The following is a 14,691-nucleotide window of genomic DNA, read 5'->3' as shown; positions in this document are numbered from 1 at the left end:
AAGGACAGTCCATGAAACTCCTCGTCATCGGTTCCGGCGGTCGCGAACACGCCATGGCCTGGCGCCTGGCCAAGACGCCGGGCCTGCAGAAGGTCTATGTCGCGCCGGGCAATGCCGGCACGGCGCGCGAGCACGAGCTGGAAAACCTGAACATCACCGACCCGCAGGCGCTCGCCGACTTTGCCGAAGAAAACAAGATCCACCTGACCCTGGTCGGCCCGGAAGCGCCCCTGGCGGCCGGCGTCGTCGACGTCTTCCGCGCCCGCGGCCTGAAGATCTTCGGCCCGACCAAGGCAGCGGCGCAGCTCGAATCCTCGAAGGATTTCGCCAAGCGCTTCATGGCCCGCCACAACATCCCGACAGCCGAATTCGAGACCTTCTCGGATGCCGCTGCCGCCCACGCCTACATCGACAAGAAGGGCGCGCCGATCGTCATCAAGGCCGACGGCCTGGCCGCCGGCAAGGGCGTCGTCGTTGCCATGACGCTCGAGGAAGCGCACGCCGCGATTGACGACATGCTGTCCGGCAACAAGCTCGGCGATGCCGGTGCCCGCGTCGTCATCGAGGAATTCCTCGACGGCGAGGAAGCCAGCTTCATCGTCATGGTCGACGGCAAGAACGTCCTGCCGCTGGCCTCCAGCCAGGATCACAAGCGCATCTTCGACGGCGACCAGGGGCCGAACACCGGCGGCATGGGCGCCTATTCCCCGGCCCCCTGCGTCACCCCGGAAATCCACGCCAAGGCGATGCGCGAGATCATCCTGCCGACGGTGCGCGGCATGGCGGCTGATGGCATTCCGTTCTCCGGCTTCCTCTACGCCGGCCTGATGATCGGCAAGGACGGCTCGGTCAAGACCCTGGAATTCAACTGCCGCATGGGCGACCCGGAAACCCAGCCGATCCTGATGCGCCTCAAGTCCGACTTCGTCAAACTGCTCGAACACGGCATCGCCGGCACGCTCGACCAGGTCGAGGCCGAATGGGACCGCCGCGTCGCGCTCGGCGTCGTGCTCGCTGCCGCCAACTACCCGGAAACGCCGAAAAAGGGCGATGCCATCATCGGCCTGCCGGCCGGCAACAGCTTCGGCGAAGATGCGCACGTCTTCCACGCCGGCACGGCCGACCAGGACGGCAAGGTGGTCACCGCCGGCGGTCGCGTCCTCTGCGTCACGGCGCTGGGCGAGAACGTCAAGCTGGCGCAGAAGGCGGCCTACGAGGCTGCCGTCCAGATCAGCTGGGACGGCATGCAATACCGCAAGGACATCGGTTACCGGGCAATCAACCGCTAAGTACGGCCTGAACCCCATGACGACGGGCGGCTCATTCCAGCCAATGAGCCGCCCGTTTTTTTACCCCACGGAGACAAGATGGACACCACCCGCCTCAAGGATTACTTCACCGGCCTGCAGGCCCGCATCGTCGGGGAGCTCGAAGCTTTCGACGGCCAGCCCTTCCGCACCGACTCCTGGACGCGCCCCGAAGGCGGCGGCGGCATTTCCCGACTGATCGAGGAAGGCGGTTTCTTCGAACGCGGCGGCGTCAATTTCTCGCACGTCACCGGCAAATCGCTGCCGGCCTCGGCCACCGCCGTGCGCCCGCAACTGGCCGGCCGCGCCTGGGAAGCCATGGGCGTGTCGCTGGTGCTGCATCCGCGCAACCCCTACTGCCCGACGGCACACATGAACGTGCGCTGCTTCGTCGCCACCAAGGAAGGCGAGGACGATGTCTGGTGGTTCGGCGGCGGCATGGACATGACGCCCTATTACGGTCAGCGCGAGGACGTGCAGCACTTCCACCGCACCTGCCGCGATGCGCTCGCGCCCTTTGGCGACGAGGTCTATCCGAAATACAAGACATGGTGCGACGAGTATTTCTTCCTCAAGCACCGCAACGAACCGCGCGGTGTCGGCGGCGTCTTTTTCGACGACCTCAACGAGGGCGGTTTCGAACGCTGCTTCAGCCTGACCCAGGCCGTCGGCAATGCCTTCACGCAAGCCTATCTGCCGGTGCTGGCGAAGCGCCGCGACACGCCCTACGGCGAGCGCGAGCGCGACTTCCAGGCCTACCGGCGCGGTCGTTACGTCGAGTTCAACCTGGTCTGGGACCGTGGCACGCTGTTCGGCCTGCAGTCGGGCGGCCGCACCGAATCCATCCTGATGTCGCTACCGCCCATCGTCCAATGGCGCTACGACTGGCAGCCGGAAGCCGGCACGCCAGAGGCCGAACTCTACGAAGTCTTCCTGCAACCGCAGGACTGGGCGTAAGCCTTACTTCAGCTTGCCCTTGACGACCCGGACCCGCACCGGGTCCTTGATCTCGAGTTTGCCGCCGCCGCCCTGCAGATTACCGCAGGCGCAGGCGGCCTTGATGTGCGGCACGGAATTGACGATCACCGTGCAATCCAGGCATTCGTAGTAGAGGTCGCCGCCAGTCGGCAAGGCATCGGGCGCGGGTGCCGGCTCGACAGGGTAAAAGTTGTAGATCTTGCGCATGTCGATATTCAGCACTTCCAGCTCCTCTGCGTATTATTTTTCGCCATTTTCCGGCCGTACCGCGGCGCGGTAATGCCGGTTGGCCTCGTCGACCCGTTCGAGCTGATCGCCCAGACGTGCCAGTTCCAGATGCCCCGCCTGCGTCTCCTCGACCGACAGCGATGCTTCCAGGTAACTCTGTGCCTTGCCCCACAAGCGCTGGCGGACGCACATCCGCCCCAGCGCCAGCAATAATCCGGCATGGTCCGGCCGCTGACGCAACCAGGTTTCGGCCCGGGCGATGCGCGACATCTGGTCGCCGCCGCCCAGGCGACCGTAAATGGCCACCAGCTCGCTCTGCCAGATTTCCTCGTCGGCCTGATCGAGCATGCCCTCGATCAATCGCTGCGCTTCGTCATCCGCCGCCGCTGCCGCCAGTCCGCGGGCAGCCGCCAGAACGACCTCGACCCCGCGCTCGTCGGCCGGCACCTTGCGCAGATAGGCGACCAGGGCATCGCGATCGTCGCCGCAACGCGCCAGATTGGCCAGATGGGCCTTGATCGCCAAAGGCCGGACCATGTCGACCGGCAGGGCATCGCGCTTGGCCAGCTGACGCAGCAGCTTCAAGGCGCCATCCCAGTCGCCGCTGCCCTGGCGGGCACGCAGTTCCAGGCGCAAGGCCGCGATATGCCGGCCCTCGCGCTGTTGCAGACGTTGCAGGACTCGCAGCGCCTCGTCGAAACGACGCGCTTCGTTGAGCATTTCGGCTTCCAGCATCAGCGTCGCCGATTCGTTGCGCGCATCCTGCTGCTTGGCCTTGTCCAGCCACTCCTGCTGACGCTTCGGCTCACCCAGGCGCTGGGCCGCACGCGCGGCGATCAGGGCCGCCAGCGCCGGCGCGCGGCCGGCCTCGTAGGCTTCACCGGCACGTTTCAGGGCCTGCCCGAAACGGCCTTCGAACAGTAAACGCACGGCATCCTGAAAAATCTGTCCGGACTTTTCGCGCTGGCGCCGCCGGCGATACTCGGCCACCCGCCGGGGCATGCCGAAGGTCAGCGACAGGGCGCGCAACAGCGCGTAGAAGACGACAAAGGCCAGCAGCAAGGCCAGCAACAGGAAATTGAGCGACACCTCGACCCGCCAGGGCGGCAGCACGATCAGCACATAGCCGTCGTTCATGCTGGCGCCGAGCGCGACCGCCACCGCCAGGGCAAACAGCGCGATGACCCAGAACAAACCTCTCACCGCGCCACCTTTTCTTCACGCAGGGTCAGCAGGGCCTGCTGGCTGGCGCGCAGGTCGGGCAGATCGATGACGATTTCGGCGGCGGCTAGCGCCTTGATCTGCTCGATCGCAGCCTGAACGGCACGATCCTCGGTCGAGAAATATTTTTCCAGCCAGCTGCCGGCAACGGTCAGCTCGTTGCGGAAGGTCCGCTGCTCGCGGGCAAACAGCGCCAGTCGGGCGCTGAGCAGGCGCAGCCTGAGGTTTTCGCGCAGGAAGAAACCCTGCCCCGGCGCCAGCAGGGCCGGCTCCTCACGATCGAAGCGCTGGATGCGGATCATGCTGCGCGTTTCCTGCCACAGGTCGGCGAGTACCAGACGCCACCACGGCAGCACCGGCGCTTCGTCGGCTTCCGCTTCGACCGCAGCTTCCACCGGCCGACCATGGACGGCAAAGGGAAACTTGTCGATGCCGGCGACGATCTGCTCCAGACGCAGGCTGATGCCCGGCACATCGACCAGCGGCAACTCGTTCAGGCGGGCGATGTCGGCAGCCAGAGCCTTGCGCAGCGGCAGATGGCGGGCCTTGTCGAGGCGGGCCAGTTGCGCATCCGCCGAACGCAGGGCAAGCAGCGCGACCGGCACGTTGCCGGCCAGCTGGATCTGCTGCACCGCCAGCGTCACGGCCTGCTCGATTTCGAGCAACTCGGCCTCCTCCCGACCCTTGGCCACATCCTGGAACAGGGTCTGGAGCACGGCTTCCTGGTCCCGGGTTTCGGCCAGTCGTTGTTCGACGGTAGCCAGTCGCTCGTCAAGCGCCTTGGCCCGTTGCAACAGTTGCTGATCGATCTGCGCGTCGTTGCGCGAGGTGACGGCGGCATCGGCCAGTTGCCGCGAGACGCCGTGGCGCAGTTCGTTGATCTGCTGACGCGTATCGAACCAGTGCCAGGCCAGCAGGCCGGCGAGCACGACAACCGGCAGCACCCAGACGGCACTGGCCCTACTCGCCCGCGCGGGTGCGACGGGCGGGGGATCCGGATCGGAAACGGGAGAGGAAGGAATTTCGGCGTTCATGCTGACCAATTATAAGCAAGTAATCCTTCAATCAGGCCGCTGTCGGTGGCCTCCGTCAGGACGATGCGTTGCAATCCGAGCACCTCGGCAGTCTCGGCGATCCGCGCATGCGGAACGAACAGCGGCGTTTCCATCAGGCAAGCCCGCCCGGCCTCGTCCAGGCCGGCGACCAGATAATGCAGGGCCTCGCTGCTCGACACCACCAGCGCATCGAGTCGCTGGCCGCGCCAGGCTTCGAGCAGGACGTCGAAGCTGCCGGCCGGCCCGCTGCGCCGGTAAGCGACGATGCAATCGACCAGCGCCCCGCGGGCACGCAAGGTATCGGCCAGCAGTTCGCGACCGCCGTCACCGCGGAAGATGGCGACCCGCTGGCCGGCCATCCTGTCGGCGGCCAGCTCGGGGAGCTCAAGCAGCCCCTCGGAATCGTAACGTGCGGCTGGCATCAGACAGCCGGGCACGCCGGCATCGGCCAGCGCGGCGACGGTTCCCGGACCGACGGCCGCCGCCTGCACCCCGTCAGGCCAGGCCCGACCGGCGAGCAACACGGGCAAGGCATGGCGGACAGCGTTCGGGCTGACGAAGACCGCCAGCGAATAGTCCGCCAGTTGCGCCGCCGCCTGGGTCAGGCCGGTGGCATCGTCGGCCGGCGCGATTTCCAGCAGGGGAAACAGCAGGGCATTACCGCCTGCCGCGGCAATCATCTTGGCCAGCGGCGCCGCCTGGGCGCGCGGCCGGGTGACGACGATGGTGCGCCCGGCAAGCGGGCCGGACGGGCTCATGCTTACTTGTGACAGTCCAGTGCCGCCAGGATGGCTTCCGCCCCCTGGGCACGCAGGACGTCGGCAAGTTGGCGCCCCAAGGCCTCGTCATCGGCAGGATTGCCACGGACTTCGCCGCTGACCATCTGCGTGCCGTCGACGCTGGCGACGAAACCGCGCAGCCACAACAGGCCGTTGTCGATGATCGCGTAACCGCCCAGCGGTACCTGGCAGGAACCGCCCAGGGCACGGGACAAGGCGCGCTCGGCCTTGACACAGTGCGCCGTCTCGGCGTCGTTGAGCGGCGCGACGACGGCGGCCATGGCCGCATCGCCGTCGACCAGTTCGATCCCCAGCGCGCCCTGACCCGGTGCCGGCAGCGACTGTTCCGGCGTCAGGACGGTCTTGATCCGATCCTTCAGGCCGAGACGGATCAGGCCGGCGGCGGCCAGGATGATCGCGTCGTACTCGCCGGCGTCGAGCTTCTTCAGCCGGGTATCGAGATTGCCGCGCAGGCTCTTGATCACCAGTTGCGGGTATTTGGCGCGCAGGACGGCCTCACGGCGCAGGCTGGAGGTGCCGACGACGGCACCGGCCGGCAGCTCGTCGAGGCCGGCGTACTTGTTCGAGACGAAGGCGTCGCGCGGATTTTCGCGAGCCGAAATGGCGGCCAGGACGAAGCCTTCCGGCATCACCATGGGCACATCCTTCATCGAATGCACGGCCAGGTGCGCCCGGCCTTCCTGCATCGCCACTTCGAGTTCCTTGATGAACAGCCCCTTGCCGCCGATCTCGGCCAGCGGCCGGTCGAGAATCTGATCGCCCTTGGTGGTCATGCCGAGAATGACAACTTCCGCAGCGGGATTTAAACTCGACAGACGATCCCGGACATGCACCGCCTGCCACATGGCCAGACGGGATTCACGGGAGGCGATGATGATTTTCGACGGAGCAGACATGAGGCAATCCTGGAAGTCTTGGAGCGTGCTGTTCGGGGCGCTGATTCTAGCATGCCTGCCCCTGACCGCCCCCGCCGCGCCCCAGCTTGTCCAGGCCAGCCGGCTTGATGCCGAGGCCCGCCAGGCGGCAAAGGCCGGCGGTCCGCTGATCATTCTCTACAGCCGGGCCGACTGCAGCTTCTGCAAGACCATCAAGCGCGATTTCCTCGGCCCGCTGGCGGTCGATCCGCGTTACGCCGGGCGGGTGGTCGTCCGCGAGGTCGCCCAGGACAGCAACGCCGCGCTGACCGACTTCGCCGGGCGCGACACCACGCACGCCCGCTTTGCGGCCGCAGAAAAGATCCGCCTGGTGCCGGTCGTCGCCTTTTACGGGCCGGACGGCCGGCAACTCCACGAACCCATCGTCGGCGCTCGCCTGCCGGATTTCTACCAGAGCTACCTCGAGGCGGCCATCGAACAATCAACCCGTGCACTGCAACGCAAACCATGAGTGATCAGGACAAACCGGCGGCGCAACGACCGGAACATCCGGATTTCTGGTGCAAACGCTTCGAAGAGGGCATCACCCCCTGGGATGCCGGCCGCGTACCGGCGGATTTCGACGCCTTCGTCAGCGTCCGGCCGACTCCGATGAACACGCTGATTCCAGGTTGTGGCAGCGGCTGGGAAGCCACCCGACTGGCCGCCGCCGGCTGGCCGGTCACCGCCCTGGATTTCTCGCCGACCGCCGTCGCCCGCGCCCGTGAGGTACTGGCCGGACACGCCGTCGAACTGGTCTGCGCCGATTTCTTCAACTACACCCCGGCCACACCGCCCACGCTGATCTACGAACGCGCCTTCCTCTGCGCCCTGCCGCGCAAGCTGTGGCCGGACTGGGCCGGCAAGGTGGCCGCGCTGTTGCCCTCAGGTGGCCTGCTGGCCGGCTATTTCTTCGTCTGCGAGCAATTGAAGGGGCCACCGTTCGGCATCCAGCCGGAGCAGCTCGACGCGCTGCTGCTGCCGGCTTTCGAGCGTATCGAAGATCGCCCGGTCGCCGATTCGATCCCGGTCTTCGCCGGCCGCGAACGCTGGCAGGTATGGCGCCGGCGTCAGGACGAGCGAGCCGCGGACAGGTAACGCAGCAGCATCGCGTACAGCCGCTCGGGTACGACCGGTTTGGCCATGAAATCGTCCATCCCCGCTGCCAGGCAGCGGGCACGATCTTCGGCAAAGGCGTTGGCGGTCATCGCCAGGATCGGCACCTCCCGGCACGCCGGCAACTCGCGGATCCGCCGGGTCGCCTCGATGCCGTCCATGGTCGGCATCTGCATATCCATCAGGATCAGGTCGTAGCCGCCGTTCGCCGCCATGGCCACCGCCTGCCCGCCGTCCTCGGCCTGATCGACCGCCAGGCCGGCATCTTCGAGCATCAGCAGGGCAATTTCGCGGTTGATCGGCTCGTCCTCGACCAGCAGCACGCGACGGCCGGCAAAGTCCCGACGCAGGATTTCCTCCGCGTCGTCGACCGGCAGATCGGCCTGCACCTCGGCAGCCTGGTCACGTTGCAGGCTGACGGTGAACCAGAACAGGCTGCCGACCCCCGGCGTACTGCGGGCACCGGCGTCGCCCCCCATGAGCACGGCCAGCTTGCGGGTAATCGCCAGCCCCAGGCCGGTACCGCCGTAATGGCGGGTGATCGAGGCATCGGCCTGCTCGAAGGCAGAAAAGAGTCGGCCCAGCGCCTCTTCGCTGATCCCGACGCCGCTATCCTCGACTTCGAAACGCAAGCGCACCACCACCCCGTTGTCGTCCTCGACGACGACCCGGATAGTGACCCTGCCGCGCTCGGTGAATTTGACCGAATTGCTGACGTAATTGAGCAGGGCTTGCTGTAACCGCGTGGCGTCGCCAAGCAGGTTGCCGGGTATTTCGGCGACCTCGGCATCGAGCACGAGACCTTTGCTGCGCGCCCGCTCCTGCATCATCGACACCACGTTGGCAACCAGCGCCGACACCCGCAGCGGCGCCGAATCCAGCGTAAACCGCCCGGCCTCGATCTTGGACAGATCGAGCACGGCGTTGATGATTTCGAGCAGATGGTCGCTGGCCGCCTCGAGTTTACTCATCTGCCCGAGTTGCTCGTCGTTCAGCCCCCCCTTGCGGATCAAGCGGGCCATACCCAGGATGGCGTTCATCGGCGTGCGGATTTCATGGCTCATGTTGGCCAGGAACGCACTCTTGGCGACACTGGCACTTTCTGCCTGCTGCTTGGCTTGCGCCAGTTCGGCCGTGCGCTGCTCGACAAGTTGTTCAAGACGCTCGCGGTGCGCCGCGAGTTCGGCATCGATGCGCCGACGCTCCGTCATGTCGCGCAGGCTGCACTGGATCAGCACTCGCTCGTCCAGCTTGATGCGCCCCAGCATGACTTCGGCGATGAAGGGCTGGCGATTGTCGATGCGCCGGTGCGTCCATTCGAAACGCGGACTTTCCCCGGCCAGCGCGCGGGCAATCAGCGCCCCGGCAAGCGTTAATGACGATTGGCCGTCGGGCTGATTTTCCGGGGAGAAATCGAGCGGCGTGCAGCCCAGCAAGCTGCTCTGATCGTTGGCGCCAAACAAAGTCACCGCCGCGGGATTGCAGTCGACGATCCTCAAACCGTCAAGGATCAGCACCGTCTCTCCGGTGGACTCGAACAAGGTCCGGAAACGCGCCTCGGACAACTGCAAGGCTCGCGTCCGTTCACTGACACGCTGCTCGAGCTCCTGGTTGGCCAGGATCAGGGCTCGGTCGGCACGCCGCCAGCGACGGCTGAAACTGAAGGCGAGCAGCATGCCGATCAGGCTGGGCACCAGCACCATCAACGCCACCAGTTGCATCACCCGATAGACCTGCGGCCCGATGGCCGCGTTCAGCGAAGCCTCGCTACGTTCCAGCGACAGCACCCAGCCGTGGCGCAGCCCGACCGTAAACCGCAGCCAGGTTTCACCATCGGCATCGTTCACCCGGACCATGCCCGGCGCCACCGGCGGCAAGTCCTGGACAATCAGTTCCTGCGCCGTACCATGCAGCGAGTCCGCCACCCGCCGGCCTTCCCGGTCATACAAAACGGCCCGCTCGAACGGATTGATCTTGTCGGCGATCAGCAGACCGCTCAGCCGGGACAGATGCAGGACACCGCCCAGGTGCAGGATGATCTTCCCGTCGGCATCGAGCACCGGCACGTCGATGGCCACGGCGGGCACGCCGTCGGCACCGACGAAGCCGCCGGACACCACGGCTTCCTTGAATGCCGTTGCCCGCTGGAAATAAGGACGGTCGGCCAGATTGTATTTGCGCAGTGCCAATTGCACGCTGTAGGGGTGCGAAATGTAGTGATCGCCTTCCGGCGTCAGCACGAAAAGCACCGAGAAACCGCCCGACTTGCGCAGGCTCTCCAGAATCTCGTGTTTCTCGGGATCAAGATGTTCGGGAATGCCGTTCAGGGCCAGGTCGATCGCCTGGCGCTCGGCCAGATGCCGGAAAGCCCGATTGCCGGCCGCCAGCTTGAGCATTTGCAGCGGCTGTTCGATTTCCGCGTCCAACCTGGCCGCCAGCGCATCGACAAAAGCCTGGTTGTCTTCGGCCCAACGCTCGACGGCCCTTTCGTGCAGCGAACCGCGCAGGAAAAACAGGAGCAGCGCCAGCGACACCAAAGTCGGCAGCAATACCAGGGCAACGATGTGTCGCCGTTCGCCCATCCATCACCTCATCCACGAACCGAGTTGTTCCGATTATCCGGCCCTGGCCGCCGGACACAAGGGTGAATATCCCCTAGTGGGAAGGATCGCTGACGAAACCGATCCTGCTCAGCCCGGAACGCGCAGCGATTGCCATCACTTGCGCCACCTGCTCGTAGGGCACCAGCCGGTCGGCGCGGATGTGCAGTTCCGGCGCCACTTCCTGGCCGGCCGCGGCGGCGCAGCGCGCCGGCAATTCGGCCAGCGTCACCGGCTCGCCGTTCCAGAACATTTCGCCGTTCTCGCGCAACCCGAACTCGATGTGCTCGGGCTTGGTCAGGTTGACCGCGCTGGATGCCTTGGGCAGGTCGATCTTGACCGCATGCGTGAGCAGCGGTGCGGTGACGATGAAGATGACCAGCAGCACGAGCATCACATCGACCAGCGGAACGACGTTCATCTCGGCTTTCGGCGTGTCGTGCGCCTGACCGCGATAGCGGCGGAAATCGCCCCCGGCCATCAGGCGCCCCTGCCCGTCCCGTCGTTGCGGACGGTGAGCAGCACGTAGAGATCGTGGGCAAAGCCCTCCAGGCGCGCCAGCCACAGGCGGTTGCGCCGGCTGAAGGCGTTGTAGGCGAGCACCGCCGGAATCGCCACGGCCAGACCGAGTGCGGTCATGATCAGCGCCTCGCCGACCGGCCCGGCGACCTTGTCGAGCGTGCCCTGGCCGGACAGGCCGATCTGCACCAGCGCGTGATAGATGCTCCAGACGGTGCCGAACAGGCCGATGTAGGGCGCCGCCGATCCGGCCGAAGCAAGCACCGTCAGCCCATGCTCGGCGGCAGCGGCTTCCTGGTCGATCGAATTGTTCAGCGTGCGCGTCAGGTATTCGGCCAGACCGCCGGCTGTCTTCAGGCTGTCCTCACCCCGCGCCGCTTCCTCGGCCGCATCGACCGCGTCGAGCGCCAGCCGGGCGAAGGCATTGTCGATCTTCTCGGCGTGCAGGCGCGCCGCCAGTTCGCTGCGCGAACCGCCCTGCCAGAACCGCTGGAGAAAGGCCTCGGCCTGCCGCTGGGCCAGGAAATTTCCCAGCCAGCGGGTGACGATCAGGTACCAGCTGGCCACCGACATCAGCAGCAACAGGCCGAGCACGACCCGCCCGACGCCATCGAGATGCCCGAGAAAATGGGCGAAGCCCAGACCTTCCACCACCACCGACTGCTCCATGAACCCTATCCTTCAAGTACGAAATTGAAAGGTTGCAAAGCGGTCGACTCGACCGCCTGACCATTGCGTTGCGCCGGCGTGCACCGCCATTCGCGCACCGCCGCCAGCGCCGCCTCGTCGAGGCGGTTGAAACCGCTGCTTTGATTGACCGTCGCCTTGGCCACCCGCCCCTGGGCATTCAAGGTCACCCGCAACACCACCTTGCCGGTTTCGCCCAGACGCCGCGACATCGGCGGGTAAGCCGGCGCCCGGCGCTCGGGACAGACCACCGACAACTCGCCGCCCAAGGCCACCGGTCCGACCGGCAAGGGCATCACCGGTGCTGCCGGCGCCGATTCGACAACCGGCACTTCGGGCAGCGGCGGCGCCACCGGCTCGGCCGGACTGAGCACCGGCGCCTGCGCCACCAGTTGCTGTGCCGGCTGTTTGGGCAGTGGCTTCGGTTCAGGCGGCTTCGGCGCCGGTTTGGGCGCCGCCTGCTGCAGAGCCGGCGGCGCGATGAAATTGACCATCAGCGTCACCGCTTCGTCAGGCATCGGCAACAGCCGCTGCGCCATCAGCCACCCAATGACCAGAACGTGCGCGATCAGGACGAAGGCAATGCCTAGCCAGCGGGTCAGCGGGCGGGAAACGGGAGAAGGAGCGGATGAACGACGCACCAGGGGAATCTCTGTCGGATAAGGGAAAGCAGCGGAAAAAGACACGGCGCTCAACCCGGATCAAGCCAATTGCCTGAGTACGATCACGCGCGCAGCCCGCATTGTGCGACGGTGCTCGAGTAGCAGCAACCACAGCAATGCAATCAGCGACATGCCCAGCGCGACAGACAGATCGACAAGAAGCAGGCGGCGGGCGCCCAGCAACAGCAGCACTGCCGCCGCACAGTAGCGTAGCCAGGGGACGATCCAGCCGACCTGCTCGCGCAGCATCCGTCCCAGGCCGCCGCAGGCGGGAATCAGTACCAGCATCGGCGAGATCAGCGCCCCTAGGCCGAAAACGGCACCATGGACGCCACCCTGCAAGCCCGAGCCCGCTGCCGCACAACTCGCCAGCAACGTCGCCAGCGGCAGGCAGGGGATCAGGGTCAGAGACACCCCGAGCAGGAAAGGCGAAGCCCCCGCCCCTCGTCGGCGCAGCGCACACCCCCCGGTGCCACTGGCATCGCGCGCCACCGCCAGCCAGACGGCGGCACCCAGGCTGGCCACGCCGATGACGAAATTGCCGATACCGCTGGCCAGGGTCGCCAGCAGCCAGCCGCCGCTGGCCCCGGCGATCGCGCCCAGGGCGCTGTAGGCCGTCAACCGGCCGGACAGGAACAACAGCGTGTCGACCAGGTTGTCGCGCAGCTTGCCGCCGCGCCCCAGCGTCCACGTCGCCATGAACGGCAGACAGGTGACGGTGCACGCGGTCAGGCCGAGCGCCAGACCGAGCAGCCAGACGGAGAAGAGATCTACCGGCGAGTCAGGCAAGATCCGCCACGTCCTTCTTGCGCACGAAGCGGATCGGTTTCGGGTCGCCGTTGGGCGACTCGTTTTTCACCCGCTGCTTGTAGTAGTTGCGCGACGACTGGAACACCGCCCACGGGCCGAAACGGATGCTGATCACGCCATCGTCCGGACAGTATTCGACACAGCGCCCGCACAGGGTGCAATCCTCGTGGAAGGCCTTGCGGCCGTGCTCGGTATGGATTTCGTGGATGTCCATCGGGCAGGCCTTGTGGCAGATGCCGCATTTTTCGCACTTGTCGCTCTGGCGTTTGACCAGGCGGGTCAACGAAGCGTGCCGGAGCATGGCGTTCATCGCCAGCATCGGGCAGATGCGACAGAAGGGCTGGCGCAGCGCCAGGGCAGCGATGACGACGAAACCAAACAAGGTGTTTGCCACTGCCCCGAGCGCGAACTTCAGCCAGCTCGATTCGTTGACCGCGAACTCATCGACGTTGCCGCTAAGCAGGGTGGTCACCACGCGCGAGGGACAGACGTCGCAATACGGATTGCCCAGGCTGTGCGGTGCGACCCCCATGCCGGCGGCGAGCGGCACGGCGAACACCAGCGACAGCAGGATCAGCCATTTCCATGGGCGCACCCGGGCCGTCGCCCGCGGGGCGATGGCATTCTGCTGCAAGCTCAGGCGCCGGCCGAGGCGGTTCAGCCATTCCTGCACCGTGCCCAGCGGACAGACCCAGGCGCAGAAGGCCTTGCCGAGCACGAAGAAGAACAGGGCGAAGCTGCCCAGCGAAATCAGCGTCGGCAACAGCACCTGCTGCGAGATCTGCTGCGCCTTCACCAGGGCCTCGCCGATCCGGTGATGCATCTGGTGCTGCAGGGGAATCAGCACGCAGTAGCCGCCGTTCTGCTGATCGTAGGCGCAGGACAGCGCCGGCAGGGCGGTCGATATCTTGTCCGCCGCGTAGTAGCCGAGCACGGTGCTGCCCCAGACGGTCAGGAAGAACGTGAACAACTGGACCACCAAGCGCAGTCGCGCCAGGTTCCAGGACGAAGGCAGACGCTCAAGCATGCTTTTTCTCCCGACGACGAATCAGGGGCACGGCCAGGAGCATGCCGACACCGGCAAACACCGCCCCCCACATCAGACTGCGCTCGCGCAACAGTGCCGGCGAGTAGAACTGGCTGAAGGTGCTCAGGTGCTGCACGCCTTCGTGTTCATGGGCGACCGACAGCAGATAGGCCTTGCGGGTACGCACCGCGCCGAGTGCTGGATCGATGGCGTCGGCAGGGTAATCGGCCGGGAACAGCACCTTGACCACGCCGTCGCTGCCGCTGACGAAACGCTGGTGGCTGCCGTTTTCCGTTTCCAAGAGCACTTCTTGCCCCGGCAAGGGCAGTCCCTCCCAGGTAACACGGAACGTCCAGGATGAATTCTCGCGAAACGCGCCCTTGTCAGGTACGCGTACCGGCCTCAAGTCCAGCCCGGCCAGCGGCGTCTGCAACAGCCCCTGCGGCGACGAACCCTTGCCCGGGAAGGACCAGATCGTCGCCGCCCGCAGCACTTTCCCGGATTCGACCCGCTCGGCCAGCAGCCAGTGATAGCCCCCCTGGCTGCCCGGCAATGCCGCCAGCTGCCAGCCATCCCCCTGCTTGTCCGCCAGCACCGAATGACCGGGGCTTTCCGGTGCAAACACCCGCAGTTCGGCCTCTGGCATCCCGGCAACGCGAAAGGCCACAGCCCCCCGCTCGCTTGGCCGCCCCTGCGACTGCAGCAACGGTAGGGCGGACCACTGGACTGGCAGGCTTGACCTGGCGCGACCGTGCTCTGCATGTTCC

At 66.2% G+C, this 14,691-nt stretch carries 16 protein-coding genes; 4 read left to right on the top strand and 12 right to left on the bottom strand.

Features of this window, described 5'->3' with window-relative positions; all coding sequences use genetic code 11:
* Nucleotides 1–11 precede the first annotated feature (11 nt).
* Nucleotides 12–1,289 (top strand): phosphoribosylamine--glycine ligase, encoded by a 1,278-nt coding sequence (gene purD / locus Q0799_RS14680; RefSeq protein WP_298399674.1) that lies wholly within the window; start codon nt 12–14, stop codon nt 1,287–1,289.
* A gap of 78 nt (nt 1,290–1,367) precedes the next feature.
* On the top strand, nt 1,368–2,264 hold the full coding sequence (gene hemF, locus Q0799_RS14675; protein ID WP_298399672.1) for an oxygen-dependent coproporphyrinogen oxidase: 897 nt from the start codon (nt 1,368–1,370) through the stop codon (nt 2,262–2,264).
* 3 nt (nt 2,265–2,267) lie between these two features.
* Here hemF and Q0799_RS14670 read toward each other — a convergent pair whose 3' ends face one another.
* The 5 genes from Q0799_RS14670 to hemC all read right to left on the bottom strand — a co-directional run bounded on the left by Q0799_RS14670 (nt 2,268) and on the right by hemC (nt 6,485).
* Nucleotides 2,268–2,507: a hypothetical protein gene (locus tag Q0799_RS14670; RefSeq protein WP_298399670.1), complete on the bottom strand. Its 240-nt coding sequence runs from the start codon at nt 2,505–2,507 to the stop codon at nt 2,268–2,270.
* 18 nt (nt 2,508–2,525) lie between these two features.
* Complete coding sequence (locus tag Q0799_RS14665) at nt 2,526–3,716, bottom strand: heme biosynthesis HemY N-terminal domain-containing protein (protein ID WP_298399668.1); 1,191 nt, start codon at nt 3,714–3,716, stop codon at nt 2,526–2,528.
* The gene (locus Q0799_RS14660) at nt 3,713–4,678 is read right to left on the bottom strand and encodes a uroporphyrinogen-III C-methyltransferase (protein ID WP_298399666.1); all 966 of its coding nucleotides are present in this window, start codon (nt 4,676–4,678) and stop codon (nt 3,713–3,715) included. The genes Q0799_RS14665 and Q0799_RS14660 overlap by 4 nt, the downstream gene beginning before the upstream one ends.
* An 86-nt stretch (nt 4,679–4,764) precedes the next feature.
* Nucleotides 4,765–5,547: a uroporphyrinogen-III synthase gene (locus Q0799_RS14655; protein WP_298399664.1), complete on the bottom strand. Its 783-nt coding sequence runs from the start codon at nt 5,545–5,547 to the stop codon at nt 4,765–4,767.
* Nucleotides 5,548–5,549: 2 nt separating this feature from the next.
* Nucleotides 5,550–6,485: a hydroxymethylbilane synthase gene (gene hemC, locus Q0799_RS14650; RefSeq protein ID WP_298399662.1), complete on the bottom strand. Its 936-nt coding sequence runs from the start codon at nt 6,483–6,485 to the stop codon at nt 5,550–5,552.
* Here hemC and Q0799_RS14645 point away from each other — a divergent pair.
* Together Q0799_RS14645 and Q0799_RS14640 are read left to right on the top strand one after the other, a co-directional pair.
* Nucleotides 6,484–6,975 (top strand): thioredoxin family protein, encoded by a 492-nt coding sequence (locus Q0799_RS14645; RefSeq protein WP_298399661.1) that lies wholly within the window; start codon nt 6,484–6,486, stop codon nt 6,973–6,975. The two genes, hemC and Q0799_RS14645, sit on opposite strands and share 2 nt — an antisense overlap.
* Entirely contained in the window at nt 6,972–7,601 is a 630-nt protein-coding gene (locus Q0799_RS14640; RefSeq protein ID WP_298399660.1) for a methyltransferase domain-containing protein, read from the top strand. Before Q0799_RS14645 ends, Q0799_RS14640 begins: the two co-directional genes overlap by 4 nt.
* Here Q0799_RS14640 and Q0799_RS14635 read toward each other — a convergent pair.
* The 7 genes from Q0799_RS14635 to Q0799_RS14605 form a co-directional block, all read right to left on the bottom strand.
* Nucleotides 7,574–10,201, bottom strand: coding sequence for a response regulator (locus tag Q0799_RS14635; protein ID WP_298399658.1), 2,628 nt, complete (start codon nt 10,199–10,201; stop codon nt 7,574–7,576). The two genes, Q0799_RS14640 and Q0799_RS14635, sit on opposite strands and share 28 nt — an antisense overlap.
* A 73-nt stretch (nt 10,202–10,274) precedes the next feature.
* A complete protein-coding gene (locus Q0799_RS14630) occupies nt 10,275–10,700 on the bottom strand; it encodes a biopolymer transporter ExbD (RefSeq protein ID WP_298399656.1) in 426 nt (141 codons plus the stop codon).
* Entirely contained in the window at nt 10,700–11,407 is a 708-nt protein-coding gene (locus tag Q0799_RS14625) for a MotA/TolQ/ExbB proton channel family protein (RefSeq protein WP_298399654.1), read from the bottom strand. The genes Q0799_RS14630 and Q0799_RS14625 overlap by 1 nt, the downstream gene beginning before the upstream one ends.
* A gap of 5 nt (nt 11,408–11,412) precedes the next feature.
* Nucleotides 11,413–12,066, bottom strand: a complete 654-nt coding sequence (locus tag Q0799_RS14620; RefSeq protein WP_298399652.1) for an energy transducer TonB — start codon at nt 12,064–12,066, stop codon at nt 11,413–11,415.
* A 60-nt stretch (nt 12,067–12,126) separates the two neighbouring features.
* Nucleotides 12,127–12,876: a sulfite exporter TauE/SafE family protein gene (locus Q0799_RS14615; protein WP_298399650.1), complete on the bottom strand. Its 750-nt coding sequence runs from the start codon at nt 12,874–12,876 to the stop codon at nt 12,127–12,129.
* A complete protein-coding gene (locus tag Q0799_RS14610) occupies nt 12,869–13,924 on the bottom strand; it encodes a 4Fe-4S binding protein (RefSeq protein WP_298399648.1) in 1,056 nt (351 codons plus the stop codon). Before Q0799_RS14610 ends, Q0799_RS14615 begins: the two co-directional genes overlap by 8 nt.
* Nucleotides 13,917–14,570 (bottom strand): hypothetical protein, encoded by a 654-nt coding sequence (locus Q0799_RS14605; RefSeq protein WP_298399647.1) that lies wholly within the window; start codon nt 14,568–14,570, stop codon nt 13,917–13,919. The genes Q0799_RS14610 and Q0799_RS14605 overlap by 8 nt, the downstream gene beginning before the upstream one ends.
* Between the last annotated feature and the right edge of the window lie 121 nt (nt 14,571–14,691).

Origin of the sequence: uncultured Azonexus sp., assembly GCF_937982035.1 — a bacterium.
GTDB lineage: Bacteria > Pseudomonadota > Gammaproteobacteria > Burkholderiales > Rhodocyclaceae > Azonexus.
This window is presented reverse-complemented; position numbering and strand designations above follow the sequence as displayed.